The organism is Enterobacter sp. PL_is514, assembly GCF_055816715.1.
The window spans coordinates 1-19,747 of record NZ_JBVPGN010000027.1 but is presented as its reverse complement, the minus strand read 5'-3'; the positions used below and the strand labels follow the sequence as shown (position 1 = coordinate 19,747).

Genomic DNA, 19,747 nt, shown 5'->3' with positions numbered 1-19,747 from the left:
CATGCTGGATAAAATTGTTATCGCCAACCGCGGCGAGATCGCACTGCGTATTCTTCGTGCCTGTAAAGAACTGGGCATCAAGACCGTCGCTGTGCACTCAAGCGCGGATCGCGATTTAAAACACGTATTGCTGGCGGATGAGACGGTCTGTATTGGCCCGGCTCCGTCCGTAAAAAGCTATCTGAACATCCCGGCTATCATCAGCGCCGCTGAAATCACCGGCGCGGTGGCAATTCATCCGGGTTACGGCTTCCTCTCTGAGAACGCCAACTTTGCTGAGCAGGTTGAACGCTCTGGCTTCATCTTCATCGGCCCGAAAGCCGACACCATCCGCCTGATGGGCGACAAAGTGTCTGCAATCACCGCGATGAAAAAAGCCGGTGTGCCAACCGTACCAGGCTCTGACGGCCCTCTGACCGACGACATGGATGCTAACCGTGCTCATGCTAAACGCATTGGCTACCCGGTTATCATCAAGGCGTCCGGCGGCGGCGGCGGTCGCGGTATGCGCGTTGTGCGCAGCGATGCTGACCTGGCGCAGTCCATCTCCATGACCAAAGCTGAAGCGAAAGCCGCTTTCAGCAATGACATGGTATACATGGAAAAATACCTGGAAAACCCACGCCACATCGAAATTCAGGTGCTGGCTGACGGTCAGGGTAACGCGATCTATCTGGCAGAACGTGACTGCTCCATGCAGCGTCGTCACCAGAAAGTGGTCGAAGAAGCGCCAGCACCGGGTATTACCCCGGAACTGCGTCGCTACATCGGCGAGCGTTGCGCCAAAGCGTGTGTCGATATCGGCTATCGCGGGGCGGGTACCTTTGAGTTCCTGTTCGAAAACGGCGAGTTCTATTTCATCGAAATGAACACCCGTATTCAGGTTGAACACCCGGTTACCGAAATGATCACCGGCGTTGACCTGATCAAAGAACAGCTGCGTATCGCAGCCGGTCAGCCGCTGTCCATCAAGCAGGAAGAAGTTGTGGTGAAAGGCCATGCGATCGAGTGTCGTATCAACGCCGAAGACCCGAACACCTTCCTGCCAAGCCCGGGTAAAATCACGCGTTTCCACGCGCCGGGCGGCTTTGGCGTGCGTTGGGAATCTCATATCTACGCAGGTTACACCGTACCGCCGTACTATGACTCAATGATCGGTAAACTCATCTGCTACGGCGAAAACCGTGACGTGGCGATTGCCCGCATGAAGAACGCCCTGCAGGAGCTGATCATCGACGGTATCAAAACCAACGTTGATCTGCAGATGCGCATTATGAGCGACGAGCACTTCCAGAATGGTGGAACCAACATCCACTATCTCGAGAAGAAACTCGGTCTTAACGAGAAGTAAGACTGCGCGCACACGAAAAGGCCGGATTATCCGGCCTTTTTTATTTCTGGGGCCTGGAAAGCCTCATCATGTACAATCCCCGCTTTCTTCATCCACAAGGGACAAAAAATGGACAAACGTTTTGTTCAGGCCCATAAAGAAGCGCGCTGGGCGCTGTGGCTGACCCTTCTCTATCTCGCCGCATGGTTAGTAACTGCTTACTTACCGAATTCAGCGTCCGGCATAACCGGCCTGCCGCACTGGTTTGAAATGGCGTGTCTGCTGGTGCCGTTGATTTTTATTTTGCTCAGCTGGCTGATGGTGCGCTTTATCTTCCGCGATTTCCCGCTGGAGGACAGTGATGCAAACTGAAATCATCACCGTACTGGTTGTCTATTTGATCGTGGTATTTGGCCTCTCTTTCTATGCCATGCGCAAACGCAGTACCGGATCGTTCCTGAGCGAATATTTCCTCGGCAGCCGTTCCATGGGCGGGTTTGTGCTGGCGATGACGCTGACCGCCACCTATGTGAGCGCGAGTTCGTTTATCGGCGGGCCGGGAGCCGCATACAAATACGGCCTGGGCTGGGTATTGCTGGCCATGATTCAGGTGCCCACGATTTGGCTGTCACTGGGTATTCTGGGCAAAAAATTTGCCATACTCGCTCGCCGCTATAACGCCATTACGCTGAACGACATGCTGCAGGCGCGTTATCAGAGCCGCGCGGTGGTCTGGATTGCCAGTATCAGCCTGATTGTCGCCTTCGTCGGCGCCATTGCCGTTCAGTTTATTGGCGGCGCGCGCCTGCTGGAGACGGCGGCGGGTATTAAGTACGAGACCGGGCTGCTCATCTTCGGGATCACGATTGCGCTGTACACTGCGTTTGGCGGTTTCCGCGCCAGCGTGCTGAACGACACCATGCAGGGCATGGTGATGCTGATAGGTACTCTTGTGCTGCTGGTTGGCGTCATCTACGCGGCCGGCGGGTTACACAATGCAGTGCAAACGCTGGAACAGATTGATCCTAAGCTGGTCAGCCCTCATGGTGCTGACGATATCCTGACGCCCGCGTTTATGACCTCCTTCTGGGTGCTGGTTTGCTTTGGGGTTATCGGTCTGCCGCACACCGCCGTGCGCTGTATCTCCTATAAAGACAGCAAAGCCGTTCACCGCGGGATTGTGATTGGTACCGTCGTTGTCGCCCTTCTGATGTTGGGCATGCATCTGGCGGGCGCGCTGGGTCGAGCTGTATTACCTCACCTGACCGTACCGGATCAGGTGATACCAACGCTGATGGTGCAGGTTCTGCCGCCGTGGGCCGCAGGTTTATTCCTTGCTGCACCGATGGCGGCCATCATGTCCAACGTTAACGCGCACCTGCTTCAGGCTTCCGCAACCATTATCAAAGATCTGTGGCTTAGCGCGCGTCCGGCTAAAATGCATAATGAGCAGAAGCTGAAACGCATCTCAACCTGGACCACGCTGGTGCTCGGTATTCTGATGATGCTCGCCGCATGGCGTCCGCCGGAGATGATCATCTGGCTGAACCTGCTGGCATTTGGTGGGCTGGAAGCGGTATTCCTGTGGCCGCTGGTGTTAGGGCTTTACTGGGAGCGGGCAAACGCGGCGGGCGCGCTGAGTGGCATGATCGTCGGCGGTGTGCTGTATGCCGTCCTCGCAACGTTTAAGATTCAGTACCTGGGCTTCCATCCGATTGTGCCTTCGTTACTGCTAAGTTTACTGGCGTTTGTGGTGGGGAACCGTTTCGGTCAGCCTGTCCCACAACCCGCTATGATTTCTACTGATAAATAAAGAGTTTTGCCATGCCGTGGATCCAACTAAAACTGAACACAACCGGCGCTAACGCCGAGGAACTGAGCGATGCGCTGATGGAGGCCGGCTCGGTCTCTATCACCTTCCAGGACACGCATGACACGCCGGTCTTTGAGCCACTGCCGGGCGAAACCCGTCTGTGGGGTGATACCGACGTTATTGGCCTGTTTGATGCCGAAACCGATATGAAAGAGGTTGTCGCGATTCTGGAAAACCATCCTCTGCTGGGCGCGGGTTTTGTGCACAAAATCGAACAGCTGGAAGATAAAGACTGGGAACGCGAGTGGATGGATAACTTCCACCCGATGCAGTTCGGCAAGCGTCTGTGGATCTGCCCAAGCTGGCGCGACGTCCCTGACGAGAATGCGGTCAACGTGATGCTCGACCCGGGCCTTGCATTTGGTACCGGTACTCACCCAACCACATCCCTGTGCCTGCAGTGGCTGGATGGTCTCGATCTGGACGGGAAGACGGTGATCGACTTCGGCTGTGGATCCGGGATCCTCGCGATTGCCGCCCTGAAACTGGGTGCGGCTAAAGCCATCGGGATCGATATCGATCCGCAGGCCATTCAGGCCAGCCGCGACAACGCCGAGCGTAACGGCGTGTCCGATCGTCTGGAGCTGTATCTGCCGGATGCACAGCCAGACGCCATGAAAGCCGATGTGGTGGTCGCAAACATTCTGGCAGGCCCACTGCGTGAGCTGGCCCCGTTAATCAGCGTGCTGCCCGTTGAGGGCGGTCTGCTGGGGCTTTCGGGTATCCTGGCAAGCCAGGCCGACAGCGTGTGCGAAGCCTACGCCGATCTTTTCGCTCTCGACCCAGTGGTGGAGAAAGAAGAGTGGTGTCGTATTACCGGTCGTAAAAAATAAGCAATTGGCGTGGTCATCTGACCACGCCTTTCACCCTCTGATTGTTCTCTCTCCCTCTGCCATTCTTCGGTAAAATAACCACACAAATCATGTTGATTTGTATTATAAAAATTCACCGGAAGAATATGATGAAACACATTACAGGCAAGGCAGCGCTGCTGGCGCTGAGCATGGTTTCGGCTTCAGCATTTGCATCACACTGGAGCTACGAAGGGGAAGGTTCGCCGGAACACTGGGGCGAGCTGGACGAGGCATACAAGACCTGTCAAAGCGGGATGAACCAGTCTCCAATTAATATTGATTCGACCGCTAACGCCCATCTCCCTCCGCTTAAAACGCACTACATTGATGGCCCTGTCGGGCTGACAAACAATGGCCATACCATTCAGGCCAGCGAAAAAGCAGATACCCGCAACACGATAACCCTGGACAAGCAAACCTGGACGCTACAGCAGTTCCACTTCCATGCGCCGAGCGAAAACACCGTGCACGGCAAGAAGTACGCGATGGAGATGCATCTGGTACATAAAAACAGCGCGGGTGAACTGGCCGTGGTGGCCGTCATGTTTGATAAAGGTGCTGCGAATCCCGAGCTGGAAAAGCTGTGGAGTGTGATGCCTCAGCAGGCTGAACAGAATGTATCGATTGAGAAGGATCTCAACCTGAACAAACTGCTGCCAAAGGTGAAAACTTACTGGCGCTTTAGCGGCTCTTTGACCACACCACCGTGTTCTGAAGGGGTTACCTGGATCGTGCTCAAACAGCCGTTAACCCTCTCAGCAGAACAGCTTGAGAAAATTACTCATACCATGCATCACGATAATAACCGTCCGGTACAGTCGCTGCACGGGCGCGTTGTGGTCGAATAAGACGCATTTTTCGCATGACGATCATGTTCTAAAATGCGACGCAGATCGCAAAGAAGTGGGGAAATCTGCTGCTAAAAACAGCAGATTATCCCGCTTCATCGAAGCATTTATTCAGAAATGATGAGAAGTTACGGGAAATTGTAAGCGCCTATAAAATAACCATTCTCGTATAACATAATGATTTAAATAATGAATAATTTTGAACAGAAAGATTGAGCGGCGATTCCTTGATCTACAACAGTGGATTGTTCAAAGTTTGGCCTTTCATCTCGTGCAAAAAATGCGTAATATACGCCGCCTTGCAGTCACAGTATGGTCATTTCTTAACTCATGCGCATCGGACACCACCAGCTTAGAAATCGCCTGATCGCAGCCCCTATGGCAGGTATTACCGACCGGCCGTTCAGGACGCTGTGCTATGAGATGGGAGCCGGTTTAACCGTATCCGAGATGATGTCGTCTAACCCGCAGGTTTGGGAAAGCGATAAATCCCGCCTTCGGATGGTGCACATTGATGAACCGGGTATTCGCACCGTGCAAATTGCCGGAAGCGTGCCTGAAGAGATGGCAGATGCCGCGCGTATCAACGTGGAAAGTGGTGCCCAGATTATTGATATCAATATGGGGTGCCCGGCCAAAAAAGTGAATCGCAAGCTTGCAGGTTCAGCCCTTCTGCAATACCCCGACCAGGTGAAAGCTATCCTGACGGCGGTTGTCAGCGCAGTGGACGTTCCTGTTACGTTAAAGATTCGCACGGGTTGGTCGCCGGAACACCGTAACTGTGTAGAGATTGCCCAACTGGCCGAAGACTGTGGCATTCAGGCCCTGACCATTCATGGACGCACGCGCGCCTGTTTGTTCAACGGTGAAGCTGAATACGACAGCATTCGGGCAGTTAAGCAGAAAGTTTCCATTCCGATTATCGCGAATGGCGACATAACTGACCCGCTTAAAGCCAGAGCTGTGCTCGACTATACGGGAGCTGATGCTCTGATGATAGGACGTGCCGCTCAGGGAAGACCCTGGATCTTCCGGGAAATCCAGCATTATCTGGACACTGGGGAGCTGCTTGCCCCGCTGCCTCTGGCAGAGGTTAAGCGCTTGCTTTGTTCGCATGTTCGGGAACTGCATGACCACTACGGTCAGGCAAAAGGGTACCGAATTGCGCGTAAACACGTCTCCTGGTATCTCCAGGAGCACGCTCCAGATGACCAGTTTCGGCGCACATTCAACGCCATAGAGGATGCCAGCGTACAGCTGGAGGCGTTGGAGGCATACTTCGAAAATCTTGCGTAATGAAATAAAGAGCTGACAGAACTATGTTCGAACAACGCGTAAATTCTGACGTACTGACCGTTTCTACCGTTAACTCTCAGGACCAGGTAACTCAAAAGCCCCTGCGTGACTCGGTTAAACAGGCACTGAAGAACTATTTTGCTCAACTGAACGGTCAGGATGTTAATGACCTGTATGAGCTGGTACTGGCTGAAGTTGAACAGCCACTGTTGGACATGGTGATGCAATACACCCGCGGTAACCAAACCCGCGCTGCGCTGATGATGGGTATCAACCGTGGTACTCTGCGTAAGAAACTGAAAAAATACGGCATGAACTGATACTAGTCAGTTAAATGCTTGTTTAAAAAGGCGCTCTTCGGCATGGGGAAGCGCCTTTTTTATTACCTGTACCTCTCCGTCAACGCAGTGTAAACCTTCGCTTCTCCCGCTTTTAAACCACGGTTTTTCGTGTATATTTTTCCCCATCCTACAGGCGCTCTTCTCGCGGAATGACACAATGATTCGTAAATACTGGTGGCTGATTGTCTTTGCAATCTCCGTTCTCATTTTCGATGCACTCCTGATGCAGTGGATTGAACTGATGAGTACCGAAACCGATAAGTGTCGCAATATGAACTCCGTCAATCCGCTGAAACTTGTGAACTGCTCCGAGCTCGACTAACCGCCCGATTGCGCAAATCGCCCCGTTATTACCCACTAAAAACGGGGATTTAAATCCCTTTGAGCCATTACCTGACGGTGATAATGTCTCGCCCTTCTCAACCGCTCTAGCGTAACCCCACACTCGAGTAGAACCGTCCATGCTGGTCAGCCAATACAACCATATCCTTGTCGTCCTCTCCTTTGTTGTTGCCATCCTTGCGGCGTATACCGCGCTGAACATGGCTGCACGCGTCGCCGGGAGTGAGGGCGTCGCTGCCCGCGTCTGGCTGGCTGGCGGCGGTATTGCAATGGGTATTGGCGTGTGGGCCATGCACTTTATCGGCATGCTGGCGATGGACCTCTCCATGAGCATGAGCTACAACGCCACCCTGACGGTGTTATCCATGGTCATCGCCGTGGGTTCGTCGCTGTTTGCGCTATGGCTCGTGAGCTGCGAACAATTACGCCTGCGCCGACTGCTGCCCGGCGCGCTGGTGATGGGGAGCGGTATTGTTGCTATGCATTACACCGGCATGGCGGCGCTGGAAGTGATGCCGGGGATTATCTGGGACAAAGTCTGGGTGGCCATTTCGGTCGCGATTGCGCTTGCCGCTTCTCTCGCGGCACTATGGCTGACCTTCCGCCTGCGTCGCGAAGCCGCACAGGTCGTGCTGATGCGCATGGGGGCCGCCATCACGATGGGGATTGCCATTGCCGGTATGCACTATGCCGGGATGAAAGCGGCGCAGTTTCCCATGTCCACAATGGTTCATCATGAGGGGATTAACGGGAGCTGGCTGGCGGTGCTGGTCAGCGTTGTCGCCCTCTCTATTCTTGGGATCACCCTGCTGGTGTCGATGCTGGATGCCCGCCTTCAGGCACGTACCGCCCTTCTGGCCTCGTCGCTGGCAGAAGCTAACCGGGAACTCGCTCAACTGGCGCTGCACGATACCCTGACGCGTCTGCCCAATCGTATCCTTCTGGAAGACAGACTCGATCAGGCCATCAGCAAAGCCGATCGTGAAGGGAATCACTTTGCCCTGATGTTCATGGATCTCGACGGCTTTAAAGCCATCAATGACGCCTACGGCCATGATGTCGGTGACAGGCTGCTGGTCGCCGTTACGCAGCGTCTGCTGCTTCTCCTGAAAGGCCAGTTCACCCTTGCACGTATCGGCGGTGATGAGTTTGTTCTGCTGGCAGAGGGAGAAGGTCCGGACGACGCGGCATCGCTGGCAAATTCGCTGGTCCGCGCGATCGATAGCCCGTTCAATCTCGGCCCCTATGAACTGGTGGTGACTCTCAGCATTGGTATCGCACTGTACCCTCACGACGGCAAAACTGAGCGTGAGCTGATGTTTAACGCCGACGCGGCGATGTATCACACGAAGCATATGGGCCGTAACGGTTACCACTTTTTCCAGCCCTCTATGAACACCCTGGCGCAGACCCATCTCCAGTTAATGAACGATCTGTGGATGGCGATCGATCGCAATGAGCTCCGCCTGCTGTATCAGCCAAAATTTCACGCCCCCGCGGGTCCTGTCCTCGGATTCGAGGCGTTATTGCGCTGGCAGCATCCTAAGCAGGGGTTACTGACGCCGGAGCTTTTTCTGCCGCTGGCGGAAAAAACGGGGCTGATCATCCCCATTGGCAACTGGGTGATTAATGAAGCCTGTCGCCAGCTGCGGGAATGGCATCTTCAGGGGCATCAAAGCTGGTCAATGGCGGTAAACCTGTCGACACTGCAGTTTGAACAACCTTCGCTGGTGAAAACGGTTCTCGACTGCCTGGCTCTTCACCATGTGCCACCGGAAATGTTGATCCTCGAAGTGACGGAAACCACGGCGATGAGCAACCCGGATGAGAGCGTAAGGGTGCTGACAGAGCTAACGGATGCGGGCGTGAAGGCCTCCATTGATGATTTTGGCACCGGATATTCGAGCCTGCTGTATCTCAAGCGGTTACCGGCCTGTGAATTGAAAATCGACAGGGCGTTTGTGAAAGAGCTAAGCGGCGAAAGCGAGGATGCCACTATTGTCTCAGCGATTGTCGCCCTTGCCAAAACGCTTAACCTGAAAGTCGTGGCAGAGGGTGTGGAAACCGAAGCACAGCAAGCCTTTTTAACCGAGCTGGGCTGTAACACCCTTCAGGGTTATCTGTTAGGTAAACCCACCAGCGCGCAGACCATAGAAGCACTTTGTGCCCGAGGGGAAATGTTACCTGGCGCTGAGCTGTAAGCATCCTCATCAGGCGACACGCGAATGACAGGGAGTGTCGCCAGTATGCTATCAACCAGAGCGGGAGCCTGCTGATAAAGATTAAAACTGTCGTTATTCATTAACCAGTTTTTAATTATTCCGCTAAAAAAACCGTGGAATACAATCAAGGTGAGATCAACATTCACCTTTGGCGAAATGATATTCTGCGAAATACAGGTCTCCAGCGTGGCGCGTAGCGTGTCATCATTGAATCCAATGCGGTTTCTGATTTCACGCTCTGAAATCATATCACTGCTAAATTCACACTTATGATAAAGAATTTGTAAAAGCGCACATTGCCGGGGTTCACGGGCAATATACTGCAGCGCAGTAATAAATTGCTCACGAAGTTTTAACAATGGGTCGTCGCTATCGGAAAGGGAAAGCCTGTCACGAATAATGTCGCGAAGCGGTAATTGCTGTTCCCAGATGGCATTAAATATTTCTGATTTACTGGTGAAGTGCCAGTAGATCGCGCCGCGCGTCACCTTTGCAGCATCAGCGATATCCGTCAGCGTCGTACTGGCTACGCCACGCGTCGCAAACTGTCCTATAGCCGCCTCAATCAGCTGCTGCCGGGTTTGTTGAGCCTCTTCTTTCTTTTTACGCGCCATAGGCAACTACTCGTTACTCACAAGGTTTAAAGGTAATATTGCGTTCATGCAAATGTAAGTATTCACTAAAATCCGTTTTAATTTTGCACAAAAAAAGTCACCTCTCTTAATTTATAATTAATACAAATACATCGAGTCAATTAAATTGACGGGATGAATAACCAAACAACATAAACCCCATTTACCTGATTAACATGCCTGAAGTATATCCCGGAATGGACCAGGTCTGATTCTGATTTTCTCCAGAAGCATGGTCATTCGCACTTATAAATTAAAAAACATTAAATACCCTCATTATTATACGCAGCTACATTTTATTTTTTATCCCTCTGCCCCAGCTACCGGTTCGCGGCATATATCGGTTAATGGGTATTTAAAGGAACAGTAATGACGAATCATTTCAGACGCTTGCCCTTATCCGGTTTCATTGTCTGCGCGGTACTGCTCACTGGATGCGATGGTCAGGAAAATCAACAACAACACCTGCAGGCGCCTCAGGTCAGCGTGCACATTGTGAAAAGCGCACCTCTGGCTGTCACCACTGAACTCCCGGGCAGAACAGATGCATTTCGCGTTGCGGAGGTTCGTCCTCAGGTTAGCGGCATTATCCTTCGCCGCAACTTCGCGGAAGGTAGCGATGTAAAAGCGGGTGAGTCACTTTACCAGATTGATCCTGCGACCTATCAGGCAGCCTATGACAGCGCGAAAGGCGAACTGGCGAAGGCTCAGGCGGCGGCCAATATTGCGCACCTGACGGTAAAACGCTATCTCCCGCTGGTAGGCACCCAATATGTCAGTAAGCAGGAGTATGACCAGGCCGTGGCGACGGCTCAGCAGGCAGATGCCAGCGTGGTTGCTGCGAAAGCCGGCGTTGAAAGCGCACGTATCAACCTTGCCTACACCAAAGTGACCTCTCCTGTTGATGGTCGTATCGGGAAATCCAGCGTGACCGAAGGGGCACTTGTGACGAACGGACAGGCCGCAGCGCTGGCAACGGTCCAGCAGCTCGATCCGATTTATGTCGATGTCACCCAGTCCAGTAATGATTTTATGCGCCTGAAACAGACGAGCCTGCAAAAAGGCGATACCGCCAGCAGCGTTGAGCTACTGATGGAGAACGGGCAGCCCTACCCGCTGAAAGGCACCTTGCAGTTCTCTGACGTCACGGTCGATGAAAGTACCGGCTCGATTACCCTGCGCGCCATTTTCCCGAACCCTCAGCATATGCTGTTACCCGGCATGTTTGTTCGCGCCCGCATTGATGAAGGCACTCAGCCGGATGCGATTCTGGTTCCCCAGCAAGGCGTGACCCGCACACCGCGAGGTGATGCAACCGTCCTGGTGGTGAACGATAAAAACCAGGTTGAGCCGCGTACCGTCGTCGCCCCGCAGGCAATTGGCGATCGCTGGCTGGTGACGGAAGGGCTGAAAAACGGTGACCGCGTGATTGTCAGCGGGCTACAGAAAGTCAGACCGGGGGTAACCGTCGTCGCCACGCCGGATACCACCACGACTCCAGCCGGTTAAGGGACGACGACATGGCTAACTTCTTTATTCAGAGACCAGTTTTCGCCTGGGTACTTGCCATCATCCTGATGATTGCAGGCGGGCTGGCCATTCTCAAACTTCCGGTCGCACAGTATCCGACCATCGCCCCTCCCGCCGTGGCGATTTCCGCGACCTACCCGGGAGCGGACGCTCAAACGGTGCAGGATACCGTGACCCAGGTTATCGAACAGAACATGAACGGTATCGATAACCTGATGTATATGTCCTCCACCAGCGATTCAGCGGGTAACGTCACCATCACCCTGACCTTCGAGTCAGGCACCGACCCGGACATCGCTCAGGTGCAGGTGCAGAACAAGCTGCAGCTCGCCATGCCGCTGCTGCCGCAAGAGGTTCAGCAGCAAGGGATTGGCGTGGAGAAATCCAGCAGCAGCTTCCTGCTGGTCGCCGGTTTTGTTTCAGACAACAAAAACCTTACACAGAATGATATTTCTGACTATGTCGCCTCAAACGTCAAAGATGCCATCAGCCGAACGTCTGGTGTTGGTGACGTTCAGCTGTTTGGCGCTCAGTATGCGATGCGCATCTGGCTCGACAGCAACGCGATGAATAAATACCAGCTGACGCCGCTGGATATTATCAACCAGCTGAAAACCCAGAACGATCAGATAGCGGCAGGCCAGTTGGGTGGAACGCCGTCCATTCCCGGGCAACAGCTGAATGCCTCGATCATCGCGCAAACTCGCCTGAAATCGCCGGAGGAGTTTGGCCGCGTGACGCTCAAGGTGAACCAGGACGGCTCGATGGTTCATCTGAAGGACGTGGCTCGTATTGAGCTGGGCGGCGAAAACTACAACATGGTCACTAAAATCAACGGGCAGGCGGCAACCGGTCTGGGGATTAAGCTGGCAACCGGGGCAAATGCGCTGGACACTGCGGCAGCCATCAAAAGCAAGCTGGCGCAGCTGCAGCAGTTCTTCCCACAGGGGCTGAAAGTTGTCTATCCCTATGACACCACGCCTTTTGTGAAAATCTCCATTCACGAAGTGGTGAAGACCCTGTTTGAAGCGATCGTTCTCGTCTTCCTGGTCATGTACCTGTTCCTGCAAAACCTGCGGGCGACGCTCATCCCGACTATCGCGGTGCCGGTCGTTCTGCTGGGCACCTTTGCGGTTCTGGCGGCGTTTGGTTTCTCCATCAATACCCTGACGATGTTCGGCATGGTGCTGGCGATAGGTCTGCTGGTCGATGACGCTATCGTGGTCGTTGAGAACGTCGAACGTGTCATGGTCGAGGACAAGCTGCCGCCGAAAGAGGCCACGCAGAAGTCGATGGAGCAGATCCAGGGCGCACTGGTCGGGATCGCCATGGTGCTCTCGGCGGTCTTTATTCCGATGGCCTTTTTTGGCGGCTCGACGGGGGCGATCTATCGCCAGTTCTCGCTGACTATCGTTTCCGCTATGGCGTTGTCCGTACTGGTTGCGCTCATCCTGACGCCCGCACTCTGCGCAACGTTGCTTAAGCCCGTATCCGGCGACCATCATGAGAAAAAAGGGGGCTTCTTCGGCTGGTTTAACGCGCTCTTTGATAAAAGCGTTGAGCACTACAGCAACAGCGTGAGCGGTATTTTGCGTAAGACAGGGCGCTATCTGGTGGTGTACGTCATTATTGTCGGTGGGATGGCGGTACTCTTCCTGCGCCTACCCACCTCCTTCCTGCCCGAAGAGGATCAGGGGGTGTTTATGACGATGGTTCAACTCCCGGCAGGTGCAACCCAGACGCGTACTCAGCAGGTCCTCGACCAGGTTCAGGACTACTACCTGAACAAAGAGAAGGCGAACGTTGAATCCGTCTTTACCGTAAACGGCTTTAGCTTTAGCGGCCAGGGTCAGAACTCCGGTATTGCATTCGTCAGCCTGAAGCCCTGGGAGGAGCGCCCGGGGTCGGAAAATGGTGTCGAAGCCATTGTGGGCCGCGCGACGAAAGCCTTCAGTCAGATTAAAGATGGCCTTGTTTTCCCGTTTAACCTGCCTGCAATTATTGAGCTGGGTACCGCCACGGGCTTCGACTTTGAATTGATCGATCAGGCTAACCTGGGGCATACCCAACTGACGCAGGCGCGTAACCAACTGCTCAGCATGGTGAAAGAGCACCCTGATCTGCTGGTTCGCGTGCGCCCTAACGGTCTTGAAGATACGCCTCAGTTCAAACTGGATGTCGATCAGGAGAAAGCGCAGGCGCTGGGCGTCAGTCTTTCTGACGTCAACCAGACGATTTCGACGGCATTAGGTGGCACCTATGTGAACGACTTTATCGATCATGGGCGCGTGAAAAAGGTCTACGTACAGGCCGACGCCAAATTCCGTATGTTGCCAGGCGATATTAACAACCTCTACGTGCGCAGCGCGAATGGGGAAATGGTCCCGTTCTCTGCCTTTAGCAATGCTCATTGGGTCTATGGTTCACCTCGCCTGGAGCGCTATAACGGGATGCCCTCTATGGAGATCCTCGGTGAATCAGCCCCGGGTAAAAGTACCGGTGAGGCCATGGTTATGATGGAAAGTCTCGCGGCAAAACTGCCTTCCGGCATCGGCTATGACTGGACGGGAATGTCCTATCAGGAGCGGCTCTCAGGTAACCAGGCGCCTGCACTGTACGCCATTTCGCTGATCGTGGTGTTCCTGTGTCTGGCAGCGCTGTATGAAAGCTGGTCCATTCCGTTCTCCGTTATGCTGGTTGTACCGCTGGGGGTCATTGGGGCGCTTCTCGCAGCGTCGCTGCGCGGGTTAAACAATGACGTCTATTTCCAGGTCGGCCTGCTGACGACGATTGGTTTATCGGCGAAAAACGCCATCCTGATCGTCGAATTTGCTAAAGACCTGATGGAGAAAGAAGGCAAAGGCATTATTGAAGCCACGCTGGAAGCATCCAGGATGCGCCTTCGACCGATCCTGATGACGTCTCTGGCCTTTATCCTTGGCGTCATGCCGCTGGTGATCAGCTCCGGGGCCGGGAGCGGCGCGCAAAACGCCGTCGGTACGGGCGTTATGGGGGGAATGCTTTCCGCAACGCTTCTGGCGATTTTCTTCGTGCCCGTCTTCTTTGTGGTTGTTCGACGACGGTTTACTCACCATAAAGAGTAATATTCCCCCTAAAAGGCACCTTTGGTGCCTTTTTTTATTTTTAACATAAACAATGAATTACGCTTTACATAAAGGCAGTGTTAAAAATATGATGATTTGCATTAAGTAAAAACAGTCTCTTGCAGCTCCATAATGTCTCCATTAATTCCGCCTGAAACCGATTTTTCTCCACGATTTTTACAAACTACATAATTTGAGATTATTACTCGTGTAACGAGGACTTACCCCGGTGGTAAAATAACCTCCAGTTCGTTAATAGCCCTCCTGGCTTTATAGCGGATGAGAAATAATACTGAGGTAACATCATGAAAAGATTCATTTCCGTTGCACTTCTCGCTGCGCTGCTGGCTGGTTGCGCGCACGACTCTCCATGTGTACCGGTTTACGATGACCAGGGCCGACTGGTTCATACCAATACCTGTATGAAAGGCACCACCCAGGATAACTGGGAAACTGCGGGTGCTATCGCTGGCGGTGCTGCCGCAGTAGCGGGTTTGACGCTGGGTATTGTTGCCCTGACGAAGTAACATCTGTTAAGAAAGCGCGGCTCTGGCCGCGCTTTTGCTTTTAATGAGTGCAGTATTTTCAAATAAGTAAAAAAATAGCCCCGTATTTATTCACGTAATTAATCTAAGCCTGAAGTCAGTCACATCTTTTTCGCATACTCATTCAAATTACTTATTCTATCGTGATGATTTTCACACATTAATATTATTGAATACCCTGCCAATATTCACTTTGGAAACTATCTCCCCTTTTTCCTGACCCGACGCATAACTTTTGCTCCGATTTGTGGCACAGGTTGTAATTTCGCACCATTTCAGGGCGCTCGTTTTATTTAAGCCTGTCTACACTCAGCATTAAGCGTTCACTCGTCTCTTATTTTGTCGAACGCAAAACTGGCATTACGTTTGCTTTATAAACGTTGGCCAAAGCCACAGACAGGTTAAGCGTTTAAAAACGCCTCTATAACGATAAATTTCGCCACACAGGATGCATTATGAAAAAGACGATGATAGCCAGCCTGGCCGCTGCAGGCATGTTGTTTGCCGTAGCCGGTCAAGCCCATGCGGGAACGACACTGGATGCCGTTAAAAAGAAAGGTTTTGTTCAATGCGGTATCAGTGACGGTTTGCCTGGCTTCTCTTATGCCGATGCGAACGGCAAATTTACCGGTATCGATGTGGACGTCTGCCGTGGCGTTGCGGCCGCCGTTTTCGGTGATGACAGCAAAGTAAAATACACCCCGCTGACGGCGAAAGAACGCTTTACGGCGCTGCAGTCCGGCGAGGTCGACATGCTCTCCCGTAATACCACCTGGACGTCCTCACGTGATGCAGGGATGGGGATGTCATTTACGGGCGTGACCTATTATGACGGCATCGGCTTCCTGACCCACAATAAAGCAGGCCTGAAAAGCGCTAAGGAACTGGATGGCGCCACCGTTTGTATTCAGGCGGGCACCGATACCGAGCTGAACGTCGCCGATTATTTCAAAGCAAACAACATGAAATACACCCCAGTGACATTCGACCGCTCGGATGAGTCGGCCAAAGCGCTGGAGTCCGGCCGTTGCGACACGCTGGCCTCTGACCAGTCACAGCTGTATGCCTTACGTATTAAGCTGAGCAACCCGGCAGAATGGATTGTTCTGCCTGAAGTGATCTCCAAAGAACCTCTCGGACCGGTCGTACGTCGTGGCGATGAAGACTGGTTCTCCATTGTTCGCTGGACGCTGTTCGCCATGCTGAACGCAGAAGAGATGGGCATCAACTCGAAAAACGTTGATGAGAAAGCCGCTAAGCCATCCAACCCGGATATGGCACACCTGCTCGGTACAGAAGGTGATTTCGGCAAGGATCTGAAGCTGGATAACAAGTGGGCCTACAACATCATCAAACAGGTGGGCAACTACTCTGAGATCTTTGAGCGCAACGTGGGATCGGAAAGCCCGCTGAAGATCAAACGCGGCCAGAACAATCTCTGGAACAACGGCGGTATTCAGTACGCGCCACCGGTACGTTAAGTCATAGCTGTAACGGGCACTGCTCAGGCAGTGCCCACTCCAGAGTCATGGTTACTGAGGTTTCTTTATGTCCCATCGCCGCTCAGCCGTAAAAGGATCGCTATCCTTTTCTCATCCCGCGGTCCGCGCCTGGCTATTCCAGATTATTGCTATTGTTGCGGTTGTTCTCATCGCCGTGTATCTCATCCATAACACCATTACCAACCTGAATAATCGCGGCATTACCTCCGGTTTCGCGTTTTTAGATCGCAGCGCGGGGTTTGGCATTGTTCAGCACCTTATTGATTACCAGGAAGGTGACACGTATGGACGCGTGTTCGTGGTCGGTTTACTGAATACGCTGTTGGTATCGGCGCTTTGTATCGTCTTCGCGTCGATACTGGGCTTCTTTATTGGCCTGGCACGTCTTTCTGAAAACTGGCTTCTGCGGAAACTGTCGACTGTTTATATCGAGACGTTTCGCAATATCCCCCCGCTCCTGCAGATCTTCTTCTGGTATTTCGCCGTACTGCGCAACCTTCCCGGCCCTCGTCAGGCCGTCGACGCGTTTGAGCTGTTTTTCCTGAGTAACCGTGGGTTGTCCATTCCTTCTCCTCAGACGGGTGAAGGGCTGTACGCTTTCATTGGCGCGATTGTGATGGCGCTTGCTCTTTCTGTTGGCGTATTTCGTTTTAATCGCAAGCACCAGATCAAAACCGGTCAGCTTCGTAGAACCTGGCCAACGGCTGTGGTTCTGATCGTTAGTCTCCCGCTATTGGCACACTGGCTGTTTGGGGCTGCGCTGCACTGGGATATTCCCCATCTGCGTGGCTTTAACTTTCAGGGCGGGATGGTATTAATTCCCGAGCTGGCAGCGCTGACATTGGCGCTATCGATTTATACGTCCGCGTTTATCGCAGAGATTATCCGTGCCGGGATCCAGGCCGTACCTTACGGACAGCACGAGGCGGCACGCTCGCTGGGATTACCCCATACCGTGACGCTTCGCCAGGTCATCATTCCGCAGGCTTTACGGGTCATCATCCCGCCCCTGACCAGCCAGTATCTCAATATTGTCAAAAACTCGTCGCTGGCCGCTGCCATTGGTTACCCGGATATGGTGTCACTCTTCGCCGGAACCGTGCTTAACCAGACCGGACAAGCCATTGAAACCATCGCCATCACGATGTCTGTCTATCTGATCATCAGCCTGGTGATTTCACTGCTGATGAACCTTTATAACCGTCGTATAGCACTGGTCGAGCGCTAAGGATCTATGATGACAAAAGCGATACTGTCGCACTCCTCGCGCCCTGCCAACTCGACAGGTGGACGTTTCATTCTCTGGGCGCGTAAGAATCTGTTCTCCAGCTGGAGTAACAGCCTGCTGACGATTGTCTGTCTGTGGCTCATGTGGGAATTGATTCCTCCCCTGCTGAACTGGGCGTTTTTACAGGCCAACTGGGTCGGTTCAACCCGAGCAGACTGCACAAAAGCCGGTGCCTGCTGGGTGTTTATCCACGAGCGATTCGGTCAGTTCATGTATGGGTTGTATCCGCATGAACAGCGCTGGCGGATTAATCTGGCGCTGGTTATCGGCCTGCTCTCTGTCGCAGCCATGTTCTGGAAAAAGCTGCCTCATCGCGGACGCTATATCGCCGTCTGGGCAGTGGTTTATCCGATTATTGTCTGGGTACTGTTGTATGGCGGTTTTCTGGGGCTGGAACGCGTAGAAACACGCCAGTGGGGCGGTCTGACGCTGACGTTGATTATCGCTTCAGTGGGGATAGCCGGTGCTTTACCGTGGGGGATTTTACTTGCTCTGGGGCGGCGTTCAAAAATGCCGATCGTACGCGTGCTCTCAGTTATCTTCATTGAGTTCTGGCGCGGCGTACCGCTTATCACCGTTCTGTTTATGTCGTCGGTCATGCTGCCGCTGTTTATGGCAGAAGGGACCACCATCGACAAGCTGATCCGTGCCCTGGTGGGGGTGATTCTCTTCCAGTCCGCCTATGTCGCTGAAGTTGTGCGCGGAGGTCTGCAGGCGCTGCCTAAAGGCCAGTACGAAGCGGCGGAATCACTGGCTCTCGGTTACTGGAAAACGCAGGGACTGGTCATTCTTCCACAAGCACTCAAGCTGGTCATTCCAGGGCTGGTCAACACGATCATTGCCCTCTTCAAGGATACCAGCCTGGTGATCATCATTGGATTGTTCGATCTCTTTAGCAGCGTGCAGCAGGCAACCGTTGACCCTGTCTGGCTGGGTATGTCCACCGAGGGATATGTCTTTGCAGCTCTGATCTACTGGATCTTTTGTTTTAGCATGTCGCGCTACAGCCAGCATCTGGAAAAGCGCTTTAACACCGGGCGTACACCGCACTGAGGAAATTATGAGCCAAATAACTATGACACCCGCCGACGCGATGATTACGCTGGAAAATGTGAATAAATGGTACGGACAATTTCATGTCCTGAAGGACATTAATCTTAAGGTCAAGCAGGGAGAGCGCATTGTCCTGTGCGGCCCTTCCGGATCCGGGAAATCCACAACCATTCGCTGCATTAACCATCTTGAAGAACACCAGCAAGGACGCATTGTGGTTGACGGTATCGAGCTGAATGAAGATATCCGCAATATTGAACGCGTGCGTCAGGAAGTGGGAATGGTCTTTCAGCACTTTAATCTGTTTCCGCACCTGACCGTTCTGCAGAACTGTACGCTTGCACCGATTTGGGTACGAAAGATGCCGAAAAAGGAAGCGGAGGCATTAGCCATGCACTACCTGGAGCGCGTACGTATCGCAGAGCATGCGAATAAGTTCCCTGGCCAGATATCGGGTGGCCAACAGCAGCGTGTGGCTATCGCCCGTTCTCTGTGTATGAAACCGAAAATTATGCTGTTTGATGAACCGACATCTGCCCTCGATCCTGAAATGGTGAAAGAGGTTCTGGACACCATGATTGGGCTGGCACAATCCGGCATGACCATGCTGTGTGTGACGCATGAGATGGGGTTTGCGCGAACTGTAGCCGACCGGGTGATCTTTATGGACCGTGGGGAGATTGTTGAGCAGGCGCCGCCGGATGAGTTCTTTGCCCATCCGAAGTCAGAACGTACGCGAGCATTCCTGTCGCAGGTGATTCATTAGTCGTTTGCTCTGCCGGGTGGCGGCTTCGCCTTACCCGGCCTGCCGTTTTTTCGGCGCATAAACGCAAAAAGGCCATCCTTTCGGATGGCCTTCTCACTTATTTGATGTCTGGCAGTTCCCTACTCTCACATGGGGAGACCCCACACTACCATCGGCGCTACGGCGTTTCACTTCTGAGTTCGGCATGGGGTCAGGTGGGACCACCGCGCTAAAGCCGCCAG

17 protein-coding genes and 1 rRNA gene are annotated in these 19,747 nt (G+C 53.2%); 16 read left to right on the top strand and 2 right to left on the bottom strand.

Translation table 11 applies throughout. The features are described from left to right. Position 1 precedes the first annotated feature (1 nt). The 9 genes from accC (at position 2) to AC0TNG_RS04120 (ending at position 9,085) form a co-directional block, all read left to right on the top strand. A complete protein-coding gene (gene accC / locus AC0TNG_RS04160) occupies positions 2-1,351 on the top strand; it encodes an acetyl-CoA carboxylase biotin carboxylase subunit (RefSeq protein WP_024906319.1) in 1,350 nt (449 codons plus the stop codon). Between the two features lie 108 nt (positions 1,352-1,459). Beyond that, positions 1,460-1,702, top strand: a complete 243-nt coding sequence (locus AC0TNG_RS04155) for a YhdT family protein (protein WP_032650447.1) — start codon at positions 1,460-1,462, stop codon at positions 1,700-1,702. After that, positions 1,692-3,143, top strand: coding sequence for a sodium/pantothenate symporter (gene panF / locus AC0TNG_RS04150; protein ID WP_032650448.1), 1,452 nt, complete (start codon positions 1,692-1,694; stop codon positions 3,141-3,143). The genes AC0TNG_RS04155 and panF overlap by 11 nt, the downstream gene beginning before the upstream one ends. Positions 3,144-3,154: 11 nt before the next feature. Next, positions 3,155-4,036, top strand: a complete 882-nt coding sequence (prmA, locus tag AC0TNG_RS04145; protein ID WP_032639765.1) for a 50S ribosomal protein L11 methyltransferase — start codon at positions 3,155-3,157, stop codon at positions 4,034-4,036. A 128-nt stretch (positions 4,037-4,164) separates the two neighbouring features. Next, complete coding sequence (locus AC0TNG_RS04140; protein ID WP_473712481.1) at positions 4,165-4,905, top strand: carbonic anhydrase; 741 nt, start codon at positions 4,165-4,167, stop codon at positions 4,903-4,905. 330 nt (positions 4,906-5,235) lie between these two features. Continuing rightward, positions 5,236-6,201 (top strand): tRNA dihydrouridine synthase DusB, encoded by a 966-nt coding sequence (dusB, locus tag AC0TNG_RS04135; RefSeq protein WP_045329658.1) that lies wholly within the window; start codon positions 5,236-5,238, stop codon positions 6,199-6,201. 23 nt (positions 6,202-6,224) lie between these two features. Beyond that, positions 6,225-6,521 carry a DNA-binding transcriptional regulator Fis gene (fis, locus tag AC0TNG_RS04130; protein ID WP_000462905.1) on the top strand — a complete coding sequence of 99 codons (297 nt, stop codon included), beginning with the start codon at positions 6,225-6,227 and terminating at the stop codon, positions 6,519-6,521. Between the two features lie 178 nt (positions 6,522-6,699). Then, entirely contained in the window at positions 6,700-6,864 is a 165-nt protein-coding gene (locus AC0TNG_RS04125; RefSeq protein ID WP_024906314.1) for a DUF2556 family protein, read from the top strand. Positions 6,865-7,003: 139 nt separating this feature from the next. Further along, positions 7,004-9,085 carry a putative bifunctional diguanylate cyclase/phosphodiesterase gene (locus AC0TNG_RS04120; RefSeq protein WP_024906313.1) on the top strand — a complete coding sequence of 694 codons (2,082 nt, stop codon included), beginning with the start codon at positions 7,004-7,006 and terminating at the stop codon, positions 9,083-9,085. On the opposite strand, the gene envR is transcribed toward AC0TNG_RS04120, so the two are convergent. Beyond that, a complete protein-coding gene (gene envR / locus AC0TNG_RS04115; protein ID WP_024906312.1) occupies positions 9,001-9,720 on the bottom strand; it encodes an acrEF/envCD operon transcriptional regulator in 720 nt (239 codons plus the stop codon). The genes AC0TNG_RS04120 and envR overlap by 85 nt on opposite strands. A 387-nt stretch (positions 9,721-10,107) precedes the next feature. On the opposite strand from envR, the gene AC0TNG_RS04110 reads away from it, so the two are divergent. From AC0TNG_RS04110 to AC0TNG_RS04080, 7 genes are all read left to right on the top strand, one after another. Then, a complete protein-coding gene (locus AC0TNG_RS04110; RefSeq protein WP_032650451.1) occupies positions 10,108-11,247 on the top strand; it encodes an efflux RND transporter periplasmic adaptor subunit in 1,140 nt (379 codons plus the stop codon). Positions 11,248-11,258: 11 nt separating this feature from the next. After that, positions 11,259-14,372 (top strand): efflux RND transporter permease subunit, encoded by a 3,114-nt coding sequence (locus AC0TNG_RS04105; RefSeq protein WP_024906310.1) that lies wholly within the window; start codon positions 11,259-11,261, stop codon positions 14,370-14,372. Between the two features lie 305 nt (positions 14,373-14,677). Further along, the gene (locus tag AC0TNG_RS04100) at positions 14,678-14,899 is read left to right on the top strand and encodes a lipoprotein (RefSeq protein WP_008502867.1); all 222 of its coding nucleotides are present in this window, start codon (positions 14,678-14,680) and stop codon (positions 14,897-14,899) included. A gap of 473 nt (positions 14,900-15,372) precedes the next feature. Then, the gene (locus AC0TNG_RS04095) at positions 15,373-16,398 is read left to right on the top strand and encodes an amino acid ABC transporter substrate-binding protein (protein WP_024906309.1); all 1,026 of its coding nucleotides are present in this window, start codon (positions 15,373-15,375) and stop codon (positions 16,396-16,398) included. Between the two features lie 67 nt (positions 16,399-16,465). Then, on the top strand, positions 16,466-17,647 hold the full coding sequence (locus AC0TNG_RS04090) for an amino acid ABC transporter permease (protein WP_090418923.1): 1,182 nt from the start codon (positions 16,466-16,468) through the stop codon (positions 17,645-17,647). 9 nt (positions 17,648-17,656) lie between these two features. Beyond that, positions 17,657-18,760: an amino acid ABC transporter permease gene (locus tag AC0TNG_RS04085; protein ID WP_032650459.1), complete on the top strand. Its 1,104-nt coding sequence runs from the start codon at positions 17,657-17,659 to the stop codon at positions 18,758-18,760. A 7-nt stretch (positions 18,761-18,767) separates the two neighbouring features. Further along, positions 18,768-19,526: an amino acid ABC transporter ATP-binding protein gene (locus AC0TNG_RS04080; RefSeq protein WP_014171880.1), complete on the top strand. Its 759-nt coding sequence runs from the start codon at positions 18,768-18,770 to the stop codon at positions 19,524-19,526. A 106-nt stretch (positions 19,527-19,632) separates the two neighbouring features. Here AC0TNG_RS04080 and rrf read toward each other — a convergent pair. Continuing rightward, positions 19,633-19,747, bottom strand: a 5S ribosomal RNA gene (gene rrf, locus AC0TNG_RS04075).